The 22238-nt window shown below is 39.0% G+C and carries 15 protein-coding genes and 2 pseudogenes; 13 read left to right on the top strand and 4 right to left on the bottom strand.

Going from position 1 to position 22238, the window contains the following annotated elements; all coding sequences use genetic code 11:
* Positions 1 to 184 precede the first annotated feature (184 nt).
* The 3 genes and pseudogenes from ACG9ZL_RS07925 (at position 185) to ACG9ZL_RS07915 (ending at position 5835) form a co-directional block, all read left to right on the top strand.
* Positions 185 to 2926, top strand: a pseudogene (locus tag ACG9ZL_RS07925) (type VI secretion system Vgr family protein).
* Positions 2919 to 3925, top strand: a pseudogene (locus ACG9ZL_RS07920) (T6SS immunity protein Tli4 family protein). The pseudogenes ACG9ZL_RS07925 and ACG9ZL_RS07920 overlap by 8 nt, the downstream one beginning before the upstream one ends.
* Before the next feature lie 2 nt (positions 3926 to 3927).
* Positions 3928 to 5835: a Tle4 family T6SS lipase effector gene (locus ACG9ZL_RS07915; protein WP_419359684.1), complete on the top strand. Its 1908-nt coding sequence runs from the start codon at positions 3928 to 3930 to the stop codon at positions 5833 to 5835.
* Between the two features lie 204 nt (positions 5836 to 6039).
* Here the strand turns inward: ACG9ZL_RS07915 and ACG9ZL_RS07910 are convergent, their stop codons facing one another.
* Positions 6040 to 6921, bottom strand: a complete 882-nt coding sequence (locus ACG9ZL_RS07910) for a LysR family transcriptional regulator (RefSeq protein ID WP_336951087.1) — start codon at positions 6919 to 6921, stop codon at positions 6040 to 6042.
* A 165-nt stretch (positions 6922 to 7086) separates the two neighbouring features.
* Here ACG9ZL_RS07910 and ACG9ZL_RS07905 point away from each other — a divergent pair, with 165 nt between their 5' ends.
* The 6 genes from ACG9ZL_RS07905 to ACG9ZL_RS07880 all read left to right on the top strand — a co-directional run bounded on the left by ACG9ZL_RS07905 (position 7087) and on the right by ACG9ZL_RS07880 (position 14337).
* Positions 7087 to 8604 carry a CoA-acylating methylmalonate-semialdehyde dehydrogenase gene (locus ACG9ZL_RS07905; RefSeq protein ID WP_419327211.1) on the top strand — a complete coding sequence of 506 codons (1518 nt, stop codon included), beginning with the start codon at positions 7087 to 7089 and terminating at the stop codon, positions 8602 to 8604.
* 15 nt (positions 8605 to 8619) lie between these two features.
* Positions 8620 to 9510 (top strand): 3-hydroxyisobutyrate dehydrogenase, encoded by an 891-nt coding sequence (gene mmsB / locus ACG9ZL_RS07900; protein ID WP_419359683.1) that lies wholly within the window; start codon positions 8620 to 8622, stop codon positions 9508 to 9510.
* 103 nt (positions 9511 to 9613) lie between these two features.
* On the top strand, positions 9614 to 11266 hold the full coding sequence (locus ACG9ZL_RS07895) for an AMP-binding protein (RefSeq protein WP_419359682.1): 1653 nt from the start codon (positions 9614 to 9616) through the stop codon (positions 11264 to 11266).
* A 73-nt stretch (positions 11267 to 11339) separates the two neighbouring features.
* Positions 11340 to 12467: an acyl-CoA dehydrogenase family protein gene (locus tag ACG9ZL_RS07890; RefSeq protein WP_336951091.1), complete on the top strand. Its 1128-nt coding sequence runs from the start codon at positions 11340 to 11342 to the stop codon at positions 12465 to 12467.
* 55 nt (positions 12468 to 12522) lie between these two features.
* A complete protein-coding gene (locus tag ACG9ZL_RS07885; protein WP_419359681.1) occupies positions 12523 to 13296 on the top strand; it encodes an enoyl-CoA hydratase in 774 nt (257 codons plus the stop codon).
* Between the two features lie 15 nt (positions 13297 to 13311).
* A complete protein-coding gene (locus ACG9ZL_RS07880) occupies positions 13312 to 14337 on the top strand; it encodes an enoyl-CoA hydratase/isomerase family protein (RefSeq protein WP_419359680.1) in 1026 nt (341 codons plus the stop codon).
* Between the two features lie 112 nt (positions 14338 to 14449).
* Here the strand turns inward: ACG9ZL_RS07880 and ACG9ZL_RS07875 are convergent, their stop codons facing one another.
* The 3 genes from ACG9ZL_RS07875 to ACG9ZL_RS07865 are packed head-to-tail and all read right to left on the bottom strand — an operon-like array spanning position 14450 to position 17321.
* Positions 14450 to 15364 carry an alpha/beta hydrolase gene (locus ACG9ZL_RS07875; protein WP_419359679.1) on the bottom strand — a complete coding sequence of 305 codons (915 nt, stop codon included), beginning with the start codon at positions 15362 to 15364 and terminating at the stop codon, positions 14450 to 14452.
* Position 15365: 1 nt separating this feature from the next.
* Complete coding sequence (locus ACG9ZL_RS07870; RefSeq protein ID WP_419359678.1) at positions 15366 to 16247, bottom strand: alpha/beta fold hydrolase; 882 nt, start codon at positions 16245 to 16247, stop codon at positions 15366 to 15368.
* 21 nt (positions 16248 to 16268) lie between these two features.
* Positions 16269 to 17321 (bottom strand): sugar phosphate isomerase/epimerase family protein, encoded by a 1053-nt coding sequence (locus ACG9ZL_RS07865; protein WP_419327203.1) that lies wholly within the window; start codon positions 17319 to 17321, stop codon positions 16269 to 16271.
* A 178-nt stretch (positions 17322 to 17499) separates the two neighbouring features.
* Here ACG9ZL_RS07865 and ACG9ZL_RS07860 point away from each other — a divergent pair, with 178 nt between their 5' ends.
* From ACG9ZL_RS07860 to salA, 4 genes are all read left to right on the top strand, one after another.
* The gene (locus tag ACG9ZL_RS07860) at positions 17500 to 18108 is read left to right on the top strand and encodes a TetR/AcrR family transcriptional regulator (RefSeq protein ID WP_419327202.1); all 609 of its coding nucleotides are present in this window, start codon (positions 17500 to 17502) and stop codon (positions 18106 to 18108) included.
* A gap of 35 nt (positions 18109 to 18143) precedes the next feature.
* On the top strand, positions 18144 to 18254 hold the full coding sequence (locus ACG9ZL_RS07855) for a DUF6616 family protein (RefSeq protein WP_336951099.1): 111 nt from the start codon (positions 18144 to 18146) through the stop codon (positions 18252 to 18254).
* Positions 18255 to 18413: 159 nt separating this feature from the next.
* Complete coding sequence (locus tag ACG9ZL_RS07850) at positions 18414 to 20621, top strand: TonB-dependent siderophore receptor (RefSeq protein WP_419359677.1); 2208 nt, start codon at positions 18414 to 18416, stop codon at positions 20619 to 20621.
* A gap of 285 nt (positions 20622 to 20906) precedes the next feature.
* Positions 20907 to 22193, top strand: a complete 1287-nt coding sequence (gene salA, locus ACG9ZL_RS07845) for a salicylate 1-monooxygenase (protein WP_419359676.1) — start codon at positions 20907 to 20909, stop codon at positions 22191 to 22193.
* Positions 22194 to 22238 lie beyond the last annotated feature (45 nt).

Here is a 22238-nt window from a genome sequence, read left to right as displayed (position 1 = left end):
AATTTTTTACAACAAAAGCTAAAACCCAAGATTCGTCTTGGGTTTTTATTTTAAAAATAAATTAATAATTCAAATTAAATTGCCATATAAATACTTCGTTCTAAAACGACAACAATCCAGTAAGTTTGAGACATACTAAAATTTATGTTAAGTTTTTCTTATTAGTAAAGGGGCATAATAATAAATGTTGAACAATATTTTTACACGCTTAGATAAGTTTGGCTTGGGAACTGAAAACCGTTCAATTCATGTCCAGCTTTTAAATTTTCAACTCAATTCCCACATCATGTTGCAGCGTATTGATGGCTATCATGGTGTCAACGATGGCTTATCAGCAGAACTCATTTGCCTGTCATCAAACCCATTCATAGAATTAAAACAATTCATTGGTTGTCAAGTGGCAGTGGATCAAGTTATAGATTCAGGCAATTTATTCAGAACCACTGGCATCATTACGGGCGCTAGCCAAGGACAGTCAGATGGCGCTTTGAGTCTTTATCGTCTAACCATGCAAGATGCTACCAGTCTATGGCATAAAAGACTGAATAGCCGTGTGTTTATGGATAAAAGCGTTGTAGAAATTTGTGAAATAATTTTCAAGGAATGGCAGCTTAAGAGTAGTTTATTTGCTTCAAGCTTAAAACTGGATACAAGTGGTTTAACCAAAGATTATGATGTACGTCCATTTTCAATGTAATCAAATGAAAGTGATTACTCCTATTTAACTCGATTAATGCGTGAGGAATCAATTAATTGGCTGGTTGATGAATCAAATTATTTGGTTTCTAACAGTAGCCAAAACGTTGAACCTCAAAAGTTACGCTTGGTCGATAGTAATTTTCAATTTAAAGCCAGTGAACGTAGGACTATTCGTTATCATCGTTCAAATGCAACGGAACAGTCCGACAGTATCACCAGCTTTATCGCAAATAGACAATTACAATCGACAGCGATCCATGTACAACGTTGGCAAGCGGACAGTTTAACTCAGCAAGATGCTAGCGGTTCAGTCCTCAGTTCACATAAGCATAGTGCTCAACGTGATAATGAAAGCTTAAGCCTAGAACAAGCTTGGAGTATATCTCCTGCATGGATTCGTGATCTTAAGGGCGAAGACCAAGCGACAATGTCTGGAAATAGCCAACTTGATAAACTGAATAATCAACTTAATCTGCATCAAGCTTTGCAAGCAAAATACTTTACAGCACATAGTAGTGTCCGAGATACCCAGGTTGGCTATTGGTTTCAGTTGGCGGATCATCCAGAACTAGAGAAAAATCATAGTGGCAGTGATAAGGAGTTCTTAATAATTAGTAAACATTTTTATAATCAAAATAATTTTCCCAAAGATATTCAAAACCAAATTGAAAAACTCTTAATTTTGAGTCATTGGCAAAGTAGTAAAGATAGTGAACAAGAGCGTCAAGCCAATTTACTCACTTTAGTTCGTCGTAATATTGAGCTTGTTCCAAAATACGATCCGTTGCAGCATCGCCCGATTGCCCATGTACAACGCGCTAAAGTGGTCAGTGATGGCGAAGAAATTTATGTTGATGAATGGGGAAGGATTAAAGTTCGCTTCCTATTTACGCGAACTGAAGATCATACCCATGATGGTGGTGCAGGATCGAATGATACAGATACTGATTCAGCATGGGTGGATGTGCTTACATCTTGGGCTGGTGCAGGCTACGGTGTAAGATTCTTGCCTCGTAAAGATGAGATTGTCGCGGTTGATTTTTTTGATGGTAATCTTGATCGTCCATTTGTTACAGGACGAATTCATGAAGGACATCGAAGTCCAACCATGTTTGATAATAAAGGTAAACTGCCTGAGACCAAAAAGCTGAGTGGTATCCGATCAAAAGAAGTGGCAGGTGAAGGCTTTGGCCAGCTTAGATTTGATGATACTACCGCGCAAATCAGTACGCAGTTACAGTCGAGTCATGGTGCGAGCCAATTGAATTTGGGAAATTTAAGTCATCCTAAAGAAACCTCAGTAAGTGAAGGTCGTGGTGAAGGGTTTGAGTTAAGGACGGATGATTGGGGGGCAATACGTGCGCCTAAAGGGATATTGATTACAACTGAAATCGCAGGTCATGCCTCAGGAAACCAACTTGAGCGTAGTAAGCTTCAACAGAATATCGAAAAATTCTTAGGAACTAATAAGGCTATTCAAGATGCAGCTAAAGACCACCAAACCATTGAGCCTGAACTTGAATTACAAGAAGCCGTAAAAACAGATCTTCCAAATTGGAATGAATCAGATTCAACCCCTTTCATTGCAATCGATGCCAAGGATTCACTTATTTTTGATGCAGATAAAGGAATTATTGCTCAAGCCAAGCAAAATATTGATATAAGCTCAGAACGAAATATTCAAGTTTTTTCAGGGCGTGGTTTTCTAGCCAATGTTTTAGACAAAATTTCACTCTTCGCCAAAGCAGCCGGTATCAAGATCAAAGCTGGACAAGGTCCAGTCGAAATTGAGTCGCAAGCAAGCACCATGAAAATCGCCTCACAAGAACTGATGCACGTTTATGCAGTTAACGATTTTGTTAAAGTCGAAAGTGGTAAAGGCATAATGATCTCATCTAGTGGTGGTTTTATCAAAATTGAAGATGGCAATATCGATATCGTTTGCCCTGGGTTGCTTTCTTTAAAAGCAGGGCAAATTAAAACCATGTCAGGCGCTACGATAAGCTCTGATTTAGCCGCGATGCCAAAACTTCAAATGGATTATGGTGAACACTTTGTATTGCGTAATAAAGCGGATAAAGCCATATCGAATATGAAATATAAAATAAAAACAGAAGATGGAAAAATCATTGAGGGTGTTACAGATACTGAAGGTAGAACCGAGAAAATAACCTCACTGGCTATGACAAAAGCCGTTATTTCATTATTAGGATATGTTGATGAATAAACTATTTTCTTCTTTATTACTCACCGCTTGCATGATCACGACAAGTTGTACATTTGCACAATCAGCAATAAAAAATACTGGAAATAATATGATCAATTTAGAAAAAACTAAAACTTATTGTATTGGGCGTTATGTGGTGGATATTCCTGCTGAGGCTAATCCATTAGAACGTTATGATAAATATGATTCTTTTACTATTAAGGTTCAAACTAAAGCAACACGTCAAGATTTTGATGAAGCAGTTCAAAAATGGAGAAATGATTATTCCAAAGGTAATCGAAAAATTTTTGAAGACCCACAAGAACAAGTATTCGATGGTCGACTGACTAAGATTTTTAAAGGGAAATTAGCAGATAAAAAATACTACCTTATGATGTTTTTGGATTTGTACTCGATAAAAATACTTTATTTTTAATAGAGGGAATGCATAGTGATACACCACAGTTGACAGCCGAAAGTAATGAAGCGATTCATAATTTAGTGAAAAATTTACGCTATCGTAATGAACATGAGATTCCTAAGGAAGCAGGACAATGTATTTACCAAGGCTTTATCAAAGATCAAACCAAACAGTACCGCTATAGTATCCAAAAGCTTGGTTTTAGATTTAAGGACTATCCAACAGTGGTGTTACGTTTTGAGGCAGAAACAAATGATGAATATGTCTTGCCAATGATTCCACGGATAGAAAAAAAGTTTAAAGAGGTCGGGCAAAGCCAGCGTCAAATTGATAAAGGCAATATTCGTAAAGGTGAAAAAAATACCGCGCATTTAACGGGACAAGAATGGATTTCAGTAGAAAAAATGAAAGGGAAAAATGGCATTAGTGCCTTATGGGAACATATAGGCAGTGCCAATAATAACCAAGATCCATTGATTAGTTTTGAGGTAGATACGGCACGTTCTTCACCTCTTACACAGAGCAGTAGCCTAGAACAATATGACGCCTTAAAACTATATGAATCGATTCTAAAAACCATTCGTAAATTCGGAGAATAATAATGTCAAATAATGTCCATCGTCATGAAGCCTATGAAATACTTTACGAATCTGGAAGTGTGTCTTATGTTTCATATACCACACCAGATAGTGTTAATTCCGAGTGTGTAATTCCTGCACCTGTCAAATATGTCGTGCCGATTATTTTTATTCCAGGGATTATGGGGTCAAATATTAAAGATACCGCTGATGATAAAGAGGTTTGGTATCCCAGAATATCACTGTCTACAATTATTGAATACAGTAAACGAGATGCACGAGAACGACAGATTGCCCTGAACCCAGCAACAACTCAGGTTGGGTACGATGGTGATGTAAAAATAAGTAAAAAAGTAATTCCGCATATGACCAAAGACTTGGCTTTGGCACGCGGTTGGGGTTCAGTGATTACCATGGGTTATGCAAATTTACTGATTTATTTGGAGAGTAATTTAAATCAACCCTTCAAGAAATTAAAAGATCAAGAGAAGGATAAGTTTAATGGTACCGCTGAATGGGAAAAAATTGTCCAACCCGGCAATACAGACACGGAAAAAATACTTAAAAATTGGTCTTCGCAAAAAACCGTTGAATTATTAGGTCTAGAACAGCATGAGGAGTTGGCAGATTATGCTTTTCCAGTGTTTGCCTGTGGCTATAACTGGTTACAAAGTAATATGAAGTCAGCAGATCATGTTGCAGACCGACTGAATAATCAAGTTATGGCGCAAGTTAAAAAAGAATTTCCTACAGCAAAATTTAAAAAATTTATTATCGTTAGCCACTCTATGGGTGGCTTAGTGACTCGCGCCCTGATCCAAAATGCTAAAGTTAAAGATAAGATTGCTGGTGTGATACATGGTGCGATGCCTGCCAGTGGTGCGCCAGCAGTATATCAACGCCTCACTGTAGGCTGGGATGGTTGGAAAGCCTCAACAGGACTTTTCAAAAGTGCTGTAGCTTGGGCAACCAAATTTATGTTTGGGAATACTTCTGAACGTCTCACCGCAACATTGGCAAATGCGCCCGGTGGCTTAGAGTTATTACCTTTTTCAAATTATTCCAATGTTGAGGATTTTCCCAAAAATTCTCAAGCATGGTTGGTCATTAAAGCTAAAACGCCTACAGGTGAAATGACTGCCACATTGCCAAAAAGCAATGATCCTTATAATGATCTCTATAAAAGAAAAGACTGTTGGTGGGCGATGATCAATCCTGATTTTATTGACCCAGCTGGTTTAGTTGCCGAAGCTGTGAAGAAGGATAAATTAGCCAGCATTTTTGATGCTTATATAAATAATATTGTAATAGTTAAAGAATTACATGATCATATAAAAGATACTTATCATGCCAATACTTATGCAAGCTATGGTGCTGACGAAGGGTTTAAAGCATTTGGTCAAGTGGTGTGGCGTTGTAAAGAAGAGCTAAATATTAGCAGTGAAAATGAACTAATTGAATTAATGAACTTATACGGCAAGAAAAATTTAATTGAACTCCCAGATATAAAAGATCGAAGTGATATAAAAGAAGACGATGTAACACGTGTTCAGGAAGATGATGCTGAATTAAGCATAAAAGGTTCGAAAATCCATAATTTATTAGACAATGCCTATAAAAAAGATGGCATAAGGGAAGTCTTGCTAGATGAAAAGTCAAAAATTTCTAAAACCAATAAAGCCACGTTTTATTTAGATATTAAGCCAACCTCAAAGGGAGATGGAACGGTTTGTTATCAGTCTGGACAGGATGTGCGTGCTGATGGTCGTAGTCCAATTGAAACATTTATAATTAATGGCTATGAACATGCGAGTAGTTATGATAATGCGCATGTTCAATTAAATACCATCTACTGTATTGCAAATATAGTGGATATGATCAAGAAATCTTCAGCATTAGAGGGATGTGAGAGTAAAATAAAAAATCTATAAATTTATATGGTTTTAAGGACTTTTCGGGTGAATAATAGAAGTTCTAATTCTATAGGAGTTTTATTATTCTCAATGAAGATGAAGATGAAGATGAAGATGAATATGAAATTATCAGATAATATTTTTGGAAAATAATAAATTTAAGATCTAGTATGTATTTTATGAAATGAATAACTTGAACAAAGTTAAATTCGTCCAAAATGCTTAATCCATCAATAAATTTTGATATTTATCAGCTTGTGTTCTTAAAAAATCCCAGACCAATTTAATCCGTGGTTCATGCTGTAAATCAACTAAAGTCAACATCCAAAAAGTATGAATAAAACGAACTTCATCTTGTAACACCTGTTTAAGTTCTGATTTATTTTCTGCCAAAAACTTCGGCAAAATTGCCAATCCAGCACCTGCACTCACAGCAACTTGTTGGGCCAATATACTGCTACTTCTAAAATTTGCATTGAGCTGTAAGGGTAGACGTTCTAAACAATACAGTTCAGGACTATAAATTAGATCATCAATGTAGTTTACAAACTGATGGTTTTTTAAATCTTCAAGTTTTTTAATCGCTTGAGTGCTTTCTAAATAGCTTTTGCTACCATAAATTTTAAGACAATAATCGGTTAAACGAGTAATGATATAAGGTCCTGACTTAGGACGGTCAATAGAAATCACAATATCAGCTTCGCGATGCGACAGCTTAATCATTTTTGGAACTGGGATAAGATCAATTGTAAGTAAAGGGTATTGTTTAGACAGTTGTGCCAATAGCTGTGCTAAAAATGCTGTTCCAAAACCCTCAGGTGTGCCAATTCGCACATGCCCCTGTAATGGTAAGTTGGGCTTTTCAATTTGCAAAAACGCTTGTTCCATTTGCTCAACACGAGGAACTAACGCTAAGCCCTCCATAGTTAGTTCATAACCTGTGGCTTCTCGTCTAAACAACGGCGTTCCTAAAGACAGCTCGAGCGCTTGTATTCGTCTAGATACAGTACTGTGTTCAACTCCAATAATACGGGCTGCATTGGTTAAAGTCTTGGCACGCGCTAAAACTAAAAAAAACTGTAGGTGATCCCAATCGACTTTCATTGTGTATAACATCCTTGTGCATATTTGCACATTCATTGTGCGTTAATTTCTATTGGTCATCTATATTTTCTTTGTTAGTTTGATTTGAAACAGCACTGATGAAAATACTGCTTTAGGCTATTTTCTAAGAATGTAACAACAAAAAATATTGCCTATGGAGAGGTTATGAACACAATGTCAAATATTCATTCGACGACGGCTAAATTATTAATTCATGGAAAATTTACCGAATCAAATACTACTGAGTGGCAAGACATTCTAAATCCCGCGACCCAAGAGGTACTTGGTCGTGTCCCGATGGCAACTCTAGACGAAGTTGATGCTGCTATTGCTGCTGCACAAGAAGCATTTAAAACTTGGCGTTTCACACCAATTCAAGCTCGTATGCGGATTATGCTGAAACTGCAAGATTTGATTCGTGACAATATGAAAGATATCGCACGTGTCTTGACCGCAGAACAAGGTAAAACTTTAGCTGATGCAGAAGGTGATATTCAACGTGGTTTAGAGGTAGTTGAACATGCTTGCTCGATTGGTACCTTGCAAATGGGTGAATATACTGAAGGTGTAGCTCGTGGTGTAGATACTTATACCTTGCAACAGCCATTGGGGGTATGTGCTGGAATTACCCCATTTAATTTTCCTGCCATGATTCCACTATGGATGTTTCCAATGGCGATCGTTTGCGGTAATACCTTTGTTCTTAAACCGTCTGAACAAGATCCATTATCAACCATGATGCTAGTTGAGTTGGCATTACAAGCTGGTGTACCTGCTGGTGTACTCAATGTAGTACATGGTGGCAAACAAGTGGTTGATCGTTTATGTACGCATCCAGACATTAAAGCCATTTCATTTGTAGGTTCAACAGCAGTAGGAACGCATGTCTATAACTTAGCAGGTCAGCATGGTAAACGTGTGCAATCGATGATGGGAGCAAAAAACCATGTTGTGGTAATGCCAGATGCCAATAAAGAACAAACGTTAAATGCTTTAGTCGGCGCTGCTTTTGGTGCAGCTGGACAACGTTGCATGGCATTGTCAGTTGCTGTCATGGTCGGTGAAACTAAACACTGGGTGGATGAGTTGGTTGAAAAAGCCAAAACACTCAAAGTGAATGCAGGGCATGAACCGCAAACAGATATTGGTCCTGTGATCTCTCCACGTGCAAAAGCTCGTGTTATAGATTTGATTAATAGTGGTATTGAACAAGGTGCACAACTCTTACTTGATGGTCGAGACGTGCAAGTACATGGCTATGAAAAGGGCAATTTTGTTGGTGCAACCATATTCAACCAAGTCACTACCGATATGCGTATCTATACTGAAGAAATTTTTGGCCCTGTTTTAGCCATTATTCATGTCGATACGCTTGAACAAGCCATTGAATTGGTTAATGCCAACCCATTTGGGAATGGTGTAGGATTGTTTACTCAAAGTGGTGCAACAGCACGTACTTTCCAAAGCACCATTGATATTGGTCAAGTGGGCATTAATATTCCAATTCCCGTGCCGGTTCCATTCTTTAGCTTTACAGGGTCAAGAGGTTCAAAATTAGGGGACTTAGGACCTTATGGTAAACAAGCAGTACAGTTCTATACTCAAACCAAAACCATTACCAGTCGTTGGTTCGAAGACACACAAGAAAAAGGTGAAGTGAATACCACCATCAGCTTGCGTTAATACAGGAGTTCAAGGATGAATATTGCATTTATTGGTTTAGGTAATATGGGCGGTAAAATGGCCCATAATTTACTCAAATCAGGCTTGACAGTTTATGGCTTTGATTTAAGTGATATTGCAATCACACATTTCACCGAAGCAGGTGGAATCGCCTGTGATAGTCCGCAGGCAGCAGCAGAAAATGCAGATGTCGTAATCACCATGCTGCCAGCAGCAAAGCATGTTAAAGAAGTGTATTTGGGGGAAAATGGGGTACTTACTGTCCTTAAACAAGGTAGCTTATGTATTGACAGTAGTACCATTGATCCGCAAACCATTAAAGACATTGCTGCAATTGGTATAGATCAAGGGATTCAAATTTGCGATGCACCTGTTTCAGGTGGCACGATCGGCGCTCAAGCAGGTACACTGACCTTTATGGTGGGAACTGATGATAAAGCCTTTGAACAAGTAAAATCTGTGCTTGCACCCATGGGCAAGAACATCGTGCACTGTGGTGAAGTGGGTGCAGGGCAAATTGCTAAAATTTGTAATAATCTCATTTTAGGCATTTCAATGGCCGCAGTGGCTGAAGGCATGGCGCTAGGGGCTAAACTCGGTATCGATGCACAGGCGTTGGCAGGTGTAATCAATAGTTCCAGCGGTCATTGCTGGAGCTCGGAAGTGTGCAACCCGTGGCCGGGTATTTCAGCCAATGCACCCGCTGGACGCGGTTATAGTGATGGATTTGCCTCTCAACTGATGCTTAAAGATTTGGGTTTGGCTGTAGAAGCCGCAGGTCAAGTCAAACAACCTTTGCTTTTAGGCGGTTTGGTACAGCAGCTTTATCAGCAATTGTGTATGCAAGGCAATGCTCAACTCGACTTCTCAAGCATCATTCAGCAATATTTGCCTAAAGAAGCTTGATCATCAGTCGAAGCATAGTTAATTTCACCACCAATGGGTGGTGAAAAATCCATAGATTCACTCGTGTCATGAATAACAATAAATCCAGGCCGGAGTATATAATATGTTGAATTATCAGGATGTTGCTAAAAAATTTGATTTAGATAGTGTTGTTAAAGAAATGCTCTCAGGATCAGTTGATCAATTGAATGCCTGTTATGAATGCTGTGACCGACATGCGGAAGCAGATCATGAAAAAGTTGCGCTATATTGGCAAGGTAAAGATGGTCGTAAAGAACAATATACCTTTACTCAACTGAAAAAATGGTCGAGTCAGTTTGCCAATTTTTTAAAGTCACTGGGTATTCAAGCTGGTGATCGTATTTCGGGTTTATTACCAAGAACTCCCGAATTATTGGTGGTGATTCTAGCTGCTTGGCGAATTGGTGCAGTCTATCAACCGCTGTTTACTGCATTTGGGCCAAAGGCGATTGAACATCGAGTTCAGCTGGCAAAAAGTAAATTAGTCGTGACTGATATCGGCAATCGTAGCAAACTGGATGAAGTTGCACAGTGTCCACAAATTATGACCGTCGCTGATCAACAGGGTCATGGTGTACAACAAGGCGATTTAGATTTTTGGAAAGAACTCAATCAACACGCTGAGCACTGTGATCTAGTCATGCAAAGCATTCAGGATCCATTTTTACTGATGTTTACCTCAGGCACCACTGGACCTGCAAAACCTTTAGAAGTTCCACTCAAAGCATTAATTGCTTTTGGTAACTATATGAAAGATGCGATCGGCTTACGCGCAGATGATGCATTTTGGAATATTGCTGATCCAGGTTGGGCGTATGGACTTTATTACGGTATCACAGGACCTTTGTTGTTAGGTCATGCCACTTTGTTTTATGAAGGTGGTTTTAGCATAGACAGTTTATGTCAAATTATTGATGATTATAAAATTACCAATTTGGCAGGGGCACCTACAGCATATCGGATGATGATGGCCGCAGATTCCACTCAAATGGCACAACTAAAGGGTAAATTTCGTGTTGTGAGCAGTGCAGGAGAACCTTTAAATCCAGAAGTTTTTCGTTGGTTTAAACAAGTGCTTGATGCACCTATTTTTGATCATTATGGACAGACTGAGGTGGGCATGGTGGTGTGCAACCATCATGGTTTAAACCATGACGTCCGTGCTGGCGCTGCTGGTTTTGCCAGTCCAGGTTATCGTGTCGCTGTGGTGGATGATCAAGGGAATGAGTTGCCTGCCGATACCGCTGGAATTTTAGCGGTAGATATCAGTCAATCACCGATGATGTGGTTTGGTGGCTATAAAGAAAGTCGTAAATCACCGTTTATCAAAAATTATTATTTGACCGGTGATACTGCTGAATTACATACAGATGGGAGTATGAGCTTTGTTGGACGTAGTGATGATGTGATTACCACCTCTGGATATCGTATTGGACCTTTTGATGTAGAAAGTGCATTACTTGAACATGAAGCAGTGATTGAAGCCGCTGTTGTTGGAGTACCAGATCCAGAGCGAACGGAAATCGTTAAAGCTTTTGTGATTTTGGCAGAAAATAAAATACCATCTGAGGAATTGGCTGAACAACTTGGACAATTTGTCAAAAAACGTCTGTCTGCCCATGCTTATCCAAGACAAGTAGAATTTGTCAATGAACTGCCAAAAACACCAAGTGGCAAAATTCAACGCTTTTTACTGCGTAATCAAGAGATTGCTAAACAACAATTAAACGCATAAAGCTGGTGAGTAGAGTCCTATATAGAGCAATCTTGCCGAATGTAGGACGTTTAATGATGCTAAGGAATCTGAAATGCAATTTACTGAAGAACAATTATTGATTCAGGACATGGCGAAAAGCTTTGCCAAAAAACAAATTAAACCGAATGCAGCAGAATGGGATAAACATAGTATTTTCCCAAAAGAGACCTTGTCACAAATGGGGCAATTAGGTTTTATGGGGATGCTGATTTCAGAGCAATGGGGTGGTTCAGATACCGGCAACTTAGCCTATGTCCTTGCACTTGAAGAAATTGCGGCGGCCGATGGCGCAACCTCCACCATTATGAGTGTACATAACTCAGTCGGTTGTGTGCCGATTGCTAAATTTGGTAGTGAAGAACAAAAACAAAAATATTTATTACCTTTGGCGCAAGGTGAAATGATTGGTGCTTTTGCATTGACCGAACCGCATACAGGCTCTGATGCAGCAGCGCTGAAAACCCGAGCTGTCAAAGATGGTGAGGACTGGATTATTAACGGCGCAAAACAATTTATTACTTCAGGAAATAATGCTGGTGTAATTATTGTATTTGCAGTGACCGATCCAAGTGCTGGTAAAAAAGGTATCAGTGCCTTTATTGTACCACGGGAAACTGCGGGCTATGAAGTGATTCGGACTGAAGAAAAACTGGGATTGCATGCTTCAGATACCTGCCAAATTGCATTGACTGATGTGCGGGTACATAAAAGCTTAATGTTAGGTCAAGAAGGTGAAGGGCTTAAAATAGCACTGTCTAATCTTGAAGGCGGTCGTATTGGTATTGCTGCGCAAGCGGTGGGTTTGGCACGTGCGGCCTTAGAAGAAGCCAGCAAATATGCCAAAGAACGGATTACTTTTGGAAAGCCGATTTTTGAGCATCAGGCAATCGCCTTTCGTTTGGCCAGTATGGCAACAGAAATCGAAGCAGCTCGTCAATTAGTCCATCATGCCGCACGATTGAAAGAAGCAGGCAAGCCCTGTCTTAATGAAGCCTCTATGGCAAAATTATTTTCCTCTGAAATGGCAGAGCGTGTGTGTTCAGCAGCTTTACAGGTCTTCGGCGGATATGGTTATTTAAAAGATTTTCCAATTGAACGGATTTATCGTGATGCCCGTATTTGCCAAATCTATGAAGGCACTAGTGACATCCAGCGCTTGGTGATTGCGCGAAGTTTATAAATAGATTCAATCGCTGTGTATCAGATGATGGGATAAAATAGATAAGGAAATGAATATGCAATTTGAAACAATTTTACTGGAAAAACATAAAGGCGTAGGCTTAATTAGACTCAATCGTCCAAAGGCTTTAAACGCATTAAATTCAAAATTAATTCAAGAAGTGAATTTAGCTTTAGATGATTTAGAAAAAGATCAGAAGATTGGTTGCATGGTGCTGGCTGGTTCAGAGAAAGCCTTTGCAGCAGGGGCAGATATTAAAGAAATGGCGGGATTGAACTTTCCGAATATTTATTTTGATGATTTTTTCAATCTCGCAGATCGTATTGCACAACGCCGTAAACCTTTAATCGCTGCTGTCAGTGGCTATGCTTTGGGTGGCGGTTGTGAGTTGGCATTGATGTGTGACTTTATTTATTGTGCAGACAATGCCAAGTTTGGCTTACCTGAAGTCACTTTAGGCGTGATTCCAGGTATTGGGGGGACGCAGCGTTTAACCCTTGCCATAGGTAAAGCCAAAGCGATGGAAATGTGTTTAACCGCTCGACAAATGGGGGCAATTGAGGCAGAACTGAGTGGTTTAGTTGCCCGCGTCTTTAGCCCCGAAGAGCTTTTAACCCAGACTTTAAGTACAGCTGAAAAAATTGCTGAAAAATCATTGGTGGCGACCATGATGATCAAAGAATCAATTAATCGTGCCTTTGAAGTGAGTTTGGCGGAAGGTTTACGTTTTGAACGACGAACCTTTCATTCAATTTTTGCTACTTTGGATCAAAAAGAAGGCATGCAAGCCTTTGTTGATAAACGCCAAGCCAACTTTAAAAATCAATAACAGGATGAAGATGGGATGAATACTGAAAATCATTTAATCGTCGAACAGCACGCTGCTTTGGGGGTGATTACCTTAGATCGAGTGTCCAGCCTGAATGCACTGACTCTGGATATGATCAATGGTATCCGTACACAAGTTGAAACTTGGCAAGATGACGCTGGCATTCAAGCGATATTGATCAAATCTAATAGTCCAAAAGCATTTTGTGCAGGCGGTGATATTCGCTATCTTTATGATTGTTATCAAAATGGTACAGAGGGACATAAAGAGTATTTTATTGCTGAATATGACATGTTGAATAGCATTCGCGCGTCTAAAAAACCTGTTGTGGTATTGTTAGATGGCTATGTCTTAGGTGGCGGTTTTGGTCTGGCACAAGCCTGTCATATTATTGTCAGCAGTGAAAAATCACGTTTTGCCATGCCTGAAACGGCGATTGGTTTCTTTCCTGATGTTGCCGCAACCCATTTCTTGTCGCGTTTAGATGATATTGGGGTTTATCTGGCAACCACAGGCGATCAGATCAGCAGCAGTGATGCCTTGTATTTAGATTTGATTGATTATCATGTTCCTAGCCAACAATTTAATGCTTTATTCGATGCCCTGAGTCAATCAAGCAACTTAAGCAAAGATAAGATCGAACAGATAATTTCTAAATTTATTACCCGTCCTGTAGCAAGTGAACTCAGTACATCTGTTGAAAACATTCGGAAGCATTTTGGCTTTGAAAATTTGCAAGATATTGAAAAAAGTCTTGAAAATGAAAAAGATCAACAGCATAAAGCTTGGGCAAGTAAAGTCCTAAGCACTTTGCAACAACGTTCTTGGCTGGCGAAAAAGACCAGTTTAAGACTGCAATACTTAGGACGGGGATTGTCATTACAACAATGTATGCAACTGGAACGAAATTTACAGGATATCTGGTTTGAACATGGTGATATTCTTGAAGGTGTACGTGCATTAATTATTGACAAAGATAAACAGCCGAAATGGCAACAACAGAATGCAACGCTAGATAAAATCTTGGCTGAATTAGGTTAATATTTTTAATGCGTATATCAGTTTTGTTTTTACAAACATTCAGGTACTTTTAATGGCAACAAAAAAGGAAATCATGTGATTTCCTTTTTATTTTACAATGATCAAAAACCAACTATAAATCAATCTTATCATATATAGCATTGGCTTTATCTGTGATTGCAGTCATATGGATTGCACCATGAATCATTCCTGCTAGAAAATGAAATTTCACCGAGACACCAGCATTTCTCAATCTTTCAGCATATTGTTCGCCATCATGACGCAGTGGATCATATTCACAGACAAAAATTTTTGCCTCTGGTAAGCCTTGTAATGACTGTGCCAGTAGGGGGCTCACCAACTCATTGGTTTTGTCAGAATCACTATTTAGATATTGATCCCAACAATATGTCATTGTTGCAGTGGTTAAGCCATAGCCATCTGCATAAGTTTCATAGGATGTGCCATGCATCGTAGCATCTAAGGCTGGATAAAATAGCAGTTGTTGACTAATCTGGATTTCTGGATGCGCATTAGCGAGTAAGCATGCAGCCGCTGCAAGATTGGCGCCCGCACTATCACCACCCACAGCAATACGATTTTGATCAAGCCCTAAACTTAAAGCATGTTCTTGAATATAACGAAGTGCTGTAAAAAAATCTGTCAGCGGTACTGGAAATTTGAATTCAGGCGCTAGGCGATAATCCACTGAAAAGATAACATGCTGTGTTGATTCTGCCAGTAAACGGCATGAACGATCCCATGCATCTAAACTCCCCAAACACCATCCACCGCCGTGGGCAAATACTAAAGCTGGATTGCTTTGTAGCTGCACCATAGCATAGGGCGTATATACCCGAACTTGGATTTGAGCTTGATCAGAGGTTGTGACCCAAAAACTGGTTTGATAGCTGGAATCTTGCTCAATACCTTGCTGTTGTATGATGTCATGATTTACCTGCGCTCTTAATTCACAAAGTGTATTTGCAACTGCTGTAACAACAGGTCTAGTGTTAAGCCAGTCTGCAATTTGATGATCTAAGGACATCCTATTGCTCCAATTGTAGAAATTCTAAAATCAGGGAACAAAATGCTTCGGGTTGTTCCTCCATAATAAAATGACCACAATCTTTAACAATTGCACTGCTTAAATATGGTGCAACTTTTTTCATGGTTTCATAAGGTGCATCATTGGTTGCCTGTTCTGCACCAATCGCCAATACAGGCATTTCTAGATTTTTAGCTGCTCGGATTTTATTTTGACGAATAGTTTCCGGGATTGAACGATAGTAGTTAAAACCTGCCGTTAAACGCCCTGATACTTTATAAGCCTCAATATAAGTCTCAGTGGCAACTCTATCTCTATGCCATGACCACTTATCAAAAATATAATTAAGATAAGTTTCTTCACGGCCACTGACTAAAGCTTCAGGTAAATCCATCACTTGATTAAACATGAAATGCCATAGAAAAATATTTTCATCATGTGAAACAAAAATAGGCGGTGGTGTTGCCAATCCGGGAATAACAGCTTCAGTCACGGCCAGAGAAGTGACAGATTGGGGAAAATCAGCTGCAAGTGCATAAGCAACCCACATCCCGATATCGTGACCAATCACTGAATAAGTATCATGTCCAAGTTTTGACATTAAGCTGGATAAAATTGTCGCAATTCGCCCGGTATCATAACTCCCATTCAGCGGAACAGAATATCCCGTTCCCGGTGGATCTACAGCAATTGCCTGATAACCGTTGGCCGCCAAGACACGCATCACATTTCGCCATGCGTACCATGTTTGTGGCCAACCGGGGATAAGTAATACGACAGGACCACGACCTGTAGAAACATAATGAAGTTTTTTACCATCAATATGAATGTAATGATGCTGAAATTGATCGACTAAATTTTCATGTGTTGTAATGGTTGTCATAGTAAATTCTCAATCTCTGCCTTAGATACCCAAAAGTTGATTGATTTGCAATTGATTGACAGGCGCTGCGGCAAAATCATCAAAGGTTTTATCAGTAACATGAATAATATGTTGTTGAATAAACTCAGCACCTTCACTTGCGCCATCCTCTTTATTTTTTAAACAACACTCCCACTCTAAAGTTGCCCAGCCCTGATAGTCGTTATGTGCCAATTTTGAGAAAATTGCTTTAAAATCAACCTGACCATCTCCAGTAGAACGGAATCGACCTGCACGATCTCCCCAATTTTGATAGCCCCCATACATCCCTTGGCGACCTGTCGGGTTAAACTCAGCATCTTTGACATGGAACATTCGAATAAAATCTTTATAGATATCGATGTATTCCACATAATTCAGTTGTTGCAGAATAAAATGACTCGGGTCAAAAAGAATCTGACAACGTGGGTGGTGTTGTGTTCGTTCTAAGAACATTTCAAAGGAAATACCATCATGTAAGTCTTCACCAGGATGAATTTCGTAACACAAATTGACATTATGTTCATCACAAGCATTGAGGATCGGCATCCAACGACGTGCAAGTTCATCAAAAGCGGTTTCAATAAGTCCAGCAGGGCGTTGAGGAAAAGGAAAGATATAAGGCCATGCCAGTGAACCGGAAAAAGTTCCCATATCTTGTAAACCTAAACGGGCAGATGCTTGAACAGAAGCCAACATTTGTTGTTCAGCCCATTGAGTTCTAGCTACTGAATTTCCATGTAAATGTGAAGGTGCAAAACCATCACATAAAGCATCATAAGCCGGATGCACAGCCATAAGTTGACCAAAAATATGCGTTGTCAACTCACTAATTTCTAAACCATTATTTTGTAAAACCCCTTGTATTTCATCGCAATAATCTTGGCTTGTGGCTGCTAAATTAACATCAAATAAACGCTTATCCCATGCTGGCAGTTGTACAGCTTTAAAGCCTTTATCGGAAACCCATGCGGCAATGCTCTCTAAATTATTAAACGGGAAAATATCATCACTGAATTGTGCGAGATGAATACTTGGACCTTTGATGGTTTGCATAGCTAAACTCAATTAGTTGTCGATCGACAAACAATAGGCTTTCTTTTGAATAAAAACAACAAGTTTTTAAAAAGAATCTGAAAAAGGGCAGCCTCTCCAACAAATCCTATTGATTTATTTGCGAAATTTATTTTTTCGAATGATAATAAAAAATACTAAATCGGATTGAAGCGTCGTTATGGCTGGTAGACCAAGAGAATTTGATAGAGAAAAAGCACTGATTCAAGCGCGTGATTTTTTCTGGCAACATGGCTATGAAGGGACTTCGATGTCAGATTTAGTCGAGGTCTTAGGTATTGCTTCAGCGCGTATTTATAAAGCCTTTGGCTCGAAAGAGGCGTTGTTTCGAGAAGCTGTTATACATTACGAAGAAAATGAAGGCGGCTTTGCGATCCACGCTTTACAACAAGCAAATATTAAGGATGCGATCAGCCAATTATTTCAAGATGCAATCAAACTTTATACCCAGAATAATCATTCATATGGCTGTATGGTTGTATCATCTGCAAGTGTATTAAGTCAGGAAAATCAAGGTCTTTTAGACTGGATGAAGCAACAACGTATTGAACGTGGTCAAAGTCTGGTTAAGCGCTTTAAACAGGCGAAAGCAGATGGACAATTATTAGAACATGCCGAACCTGAAATATTAGGGCAATATTACGGACTAGTGCTACATGGATTATCTGTTCAAGCTAGAGATGGTTATTCAGAACAAATGCTTTTGCAAATCATCGATTTTTCCCTTAAAAATTTAGATCAATATCTGGTTTCATCTTCAAAAGCTTAGGCATAGATCAGCAGTAACAATGTATAAGTGATGCATTGTTAACAGGTATTGAAGCAAGTGGTTGGTATGATTACTTCGAACATGTAAATGCTGCGGGGACGGAAGGTGATTTCCAGCAACATCTTGATGCTTTAGCAAAGTTTTAATTTTTCTTCTAAGATGCATATTTATTTTTGAGGTCATATCAAGGTGTTCTTTAAAGCTTAAATATCTTATAGAAATGCTTGTTCAATCGAAGAAAATTGTGAATACTCATGCGCATAAATTTAGGCTGTAAAATTATCTTTTGGGGTTAGACAATTACTGTGAAAACGTATCCATTTTCTCGTTTACAAAAAGCATTATTGGCAGTTGGTTCATTTTCATGTCTAGGGCTAAGTTCAGCATTGGCACATGCTGATACTGAAAAAGATACCCAACAACTTAAAACGATTAAAGTAAGCGTTCAAACAATAGAAACAACACCAACTGCTTATTATCAACCCAAGGTAAATTTATCAGGATTTACTCAGCAAAATCTTGCTGAGATTCCTGCATCTATCAGTACAGTCACCGCGGAACGTATCGCTGACCAACATGCAAAAACCCTGACGGATGTTGTTAAAAATGATGCAGCCATCGGCGATGGCTATGCACCCATTGGTTATTATCCAAACTTTATTATGCGTGGCTTTAACCTGAATTTAGGGTCAAGTTATTTACTCAATGGTCATTTGTTGCGTGGCGAGCAAAATGTGGCACTAGAGAACAAGGCACAAGTTGAAATTCTAAAGGGTATAAGTGCAATCCAAAGTGGGATGTCAACACCGGGTGGTGTTATCAATTATGTCACTAAACGTCCAGAAGACATTCGTGCTATCACCGTTGAAGTGGATAGTCATGGTGGAAATCGTGTCGCAACTGACTTGGGTGGTTTGTTCGGAGACGATCAGCAGTTTGGTTATCGACTGAATCTGGCCAAAGAAGAAATTCATCCTTATGTTGAGCATGCAGATGGGAAGCGTTTGTTTGGTGCTTTGGCTTTAGATTGGGAAATTTCAGATCAGTCAAAATTAGAATTTGATATTGAATCACAGCATCAACGTCAGCGCTCAGTCGCAGGTTATCAGTTACTGGATGGTACCACTGTACCCACTGGCGTCAAATGGGACCGTTTACTTGGTTATCAAAGCTGGAGTAAACCAGTGACCAATGAAAGTCTAAATGCCAGCTTAAAATATATTTACCAAGTCAATGACCACTGGACAACAAATCTGTCTGCTGCACAAAGCCGTGTCGTGATTGATGATTATTCAGCATTTCCGTGGGGTTGTGGTAGCAGTATTTGTCAAACGACAAGTTTAGGTAATACCTTTGACCAAAATGGTAACTATGATATTTATGATTTCCGTAATCCAGACGACAGCTTCTTAACCAATCAATTTAAAGCAGGCTTAAACGGAAAGTTTAGTGCAGGAGCTTGGCAACATAAGCTAAGTTTAGAACTGTCACATACAGGGAAACGGCATATACAATATAATGCAATCAATGAATGGGTGGGTACAGGAAATATTTATAATGATCCTATAACGTATGCGCCTACTGACAAAACTTTAGGTAAACATTATAAATCATTAGACAGTCAACAAACTGCATTGAACTTACTTGACCAGATTGACTTTAACGCTGAATGGTCAGTATTGTTGGGCGGCAAACTAATGCACTTAAATGAAAATGCCTATGATGAAGATGCAAACAACATCCGAGAGACCAATTTCAATCGTTTCTTACCGCAGTTTGCGTTGATGTATCAACCTTGGGAACAGACTCATCTCTATGCTTCTTATGCCAAAGGATTAAGTGATGGCGGACAAGCCCCTTGGTTTGCTACTGGTATTCCTGATCAAGGTATTGAAGGTAATGCTTTTAAAACGTTAGCACCGATAAATTCAACTCAGTATGAATTGGGTCTTAAGCAGCAGTGGCAAACATTACTGTTTACCGCGGCGTTGTTCGATTTAACCCAAGACAATCAATACACCAACGCAGACAAATACTTTGTCACGGATGGTAAGCAACATAATCTTGGTTTGGAATTGGGCTTACAAGGACGCTTAGGGCAAAATTTAGATATGACTTCTTCTTTAGCTTTAATTCGTTCACGTTTAAAAGAAATACAAGTGGCTGATTATCAAGGTCATCAAACTCAGAATGTACCAAGTGTTCGTTTTGCTAATCATCTATCTTATCGAGTACCACAAGTAGATGGCTTACGTTTATTGGCTGGCATGCAATACAGCAGCAGTAAATATGCCAATAAAACAGGTACAGTAAAAGTATCAGGCTATAGCGTGTTTGATGTAGGTACAGCTTATAACTTCCGTGCTTATGGTTATGACAATACGCTTCGATTTAATGTTGATAACGTGTTTAATAAAAAATACTGGCGCGATGCGGGGAGTTTCTTAGGCGATGACTATTTATTTCTTGGTGCACCACGTACAGCGCAACTCTCGTGGACTGTGGGTTTTTAACTAAACTAATTTAGTTATATCAATATTTTAAGATTATTTCATAAGACTTTTTTAAAGCTAAAAATCAACATAAAATCCCCCTCATCCTAGCCTTCTCCCGTGGGGAGAAGGAACTTTCAATCGCAATATGATTCATTCAACATGATCATTTTTTGATTTATGAAAGAGATTTATTTAAATAAATATCAAAAATCTAGATAGTACAAACCTAAAAATATAAATTGGATTTATTCTAAAAAATAACCAATTATAGAATTCTAAGCAATTTAGTAAGGAATGCTAAAAATGGAAAAAAAAATTAGAGTTGCTGTGATTGGTGGCGGTATTGCGGGATTAGCACTCACGACTCAATTGGTCAAAAATAAACATTTGGATGTACATCTCTTTGAGTCCGCATCACAGTTTTCCGAGATTGGCGCAGGGATTTCATTTGGTGCCAACGCAGTTAAAGCCATTCAATTATTAGGTTTAAGCCAAGAGTATGAATCTATTGCAGATCAGGTAAAGGCACCATACACTGATATTTGGTTTCAATGGCGTAATGGTTATACCGATGAGTATCTATCTGCATCGATTGCGCCACAAGTCGGACAATCTTCGGTACATCGTGCAGATTTTCTCGATCGTTTAATTCCGTTGGTGCCTTTAACAAATGTACATTTTAATAAACGTGTACAAGAAATTGAGGCAGATGAAGAACAAGCGATAATTCACTTTATCGATGGACAACATATTACATTTGATTATGTGATTGGTTGTGATGGAATTCGGTCAGTTGTTCGAAATCATGTGCTTGATTCTAATCAATTAGCGCGTGTTGAACCTCAGTTTTCGGGGACTTGGGCATATCGTGGAATTATTAAATTTCAAGATTTTAAGCAAGCCATTGCAAAACTGGGAAATGATGCAGAAATTGCCGATGTACCACAAATGCTTTTAGGGAAAGATAAACATATCTTAACTTTCCCAATCCGTCAGGGTGAAGAAATTAACATTGTTGCGTTTAAGTCAGATCGCACGCAAACTGTATTAGCAGAGAATACACCATGGACATCTCCTGTTTCAAAACAAGCCATGCTGGCTGACTTTGCAGACTGGAGCGAGAGTTGTAAAGCATTATTGGATCTGATCGACTCACCAACCATTTGGGCATTACATGAAATTCAACCTTTAGAAACCTATATAAACAAAAACAATAATGTGATTTTGATTGGCGATGCTGCTCATGCCATGTTACCGCATCAAGGTGCTGGTGCTGGACAAGGTTTAGAGGATGCTTTGATTTTAGCTAAATTATTAGAAAACCCTAGGTTGACATCTGAATCTATCAAAGCTGTATCGGAAATCTATGAGCAAGTTCGATTAGCGCGCGCCGTGAAAGTTCAAAATACCTCGCGTGAATCAGGTGAAATCTATGAGCTATATTCATCGAAATATCCTGATTTTGAATCAATAGGCCAACATTTGACACAGCGTTTTGACTGGTTGTGGCAGCATTCGCTTGAAAATGATATTCAGACAGCTAAAGCAGCATTAGCAAAACAACTACAGCACACTGAAATGACGACTTAAACAACAAAGATTACAAACAGGACAATATGACCAGGGAGGTCTATT

Source organism: Acinetobacter legionensis (assembly GCF_048551735.1).
In the GTDB taxonomy this organism is placed as follows: domain Bacteria; phylum Pseudomonadota; class Gammaproteobacteria; order Pseudomonadales; family Moraxellaceae; genus Acinetobacter.
Note: the sequence above shows the minus strand (reverse complement) of the source record. Positions and strands in the feature narration are given on the sequence as shown.

What these genes read in the sequence shown, in the direction of transcription:
- ACG9ZL_RS07885 (WP_419359681.1), top strand. Translation starts at nt 12,523, where the DNA reads ATGCAATTTGAAACAATTTTACTGGAAAAACATAAAGGCGTAGGCTTA.
- salA (WP_419359676.1), top strand. Translation starts at nt 20,907, where the DNA reads ATGGAAAAAAAAATTAGAGTTGCTGTGATTGGTGGCGGTATTGCGGGA.
- mmsB (WP_419359683.1), top strand. Translation starts at nt 8,620, where the DNA reads ATGAATATTGCATTTATTGGTTTAGGTAATATGGGCGGTAAAATGGCC.
- ACG9ZL_RS07910 (WP_336951087.1), bottom strand. Translation starts at nt 6,921, where the DNA reads ATGAAAGTCGATTGGGATCACCTACAGTTTTTTTTAGTTTTAGCGCGT.
- ACG9ZL_RS07905 (WP_419327211.1), top strand. Translation starts at nt 7,087, where the DNA reads ATGAACACAATGTCAAATATTCATTCGACGACGGCTAAATTATTAATT.
- ACG9ZL_RS07890 (WP_336951091.1), top strand. Translation starts at nt 11,340, where the DNA reads ATGCAATTTACTGAAGAACAATTATTGATTCAGGACATGGCGAAAAGC.
- ACG9ZL_RS07865 (WP_419327203.1), bottom strand. Translation starts at nt 17,321, where the DNA reads ATGCAAACCATCAAAGGTCCAAGTATTCATCTCGCACAATTCAGTGAT.
- ACG9ZL_RS07860 (WP_419327202.1), top strand. Translation starts at nt 17,500, where the DNA reads ATGGCTGGTAGACCAAGAGAATTTGATAGAGAAAAAGCACTGATTCAA.
- ACG9ZL_RS07875 (WP_419359679.1), bottom strand. Translation starts at nt 15,364, where the DNA reads ATGTCCTTAGATCATCAAATTGCAGACTGGCTTAACACTAGACCTGTT.
- ACG9ZL_RS07895 (WP_419359682.1), top strand. Translation starts at nt 9,614, where the DNA reads ATGTTGAATTATCAGGATGTTGCTAAAAAATTTGATTTAGATAGTGTT.
- ACG9ZL_RS07880 (WP_419359680.1), top strand. Translation starts at nt 13,312, where the DNA reads ATGAATACTGAAAATCATTTAATCGTCGAACAGCACGCTGCTTTGGGG.
- ACG9ZL_RS07870 (WP_419359678.1), bottom strand. Translation starts at nt 16,247, where the DNA reads ATGACAACCATTACAACACATGAAAATTTAGTCGATCAATTTCAGCAT.
- ACG9ZL_RS07915 (WP_419359684.1), top strand. Translation starts at nt 3,928, where the DNA reads ATGTCAAATAATGTCCATCGTCATGAAGCCTATGAAATACTTTACGAA.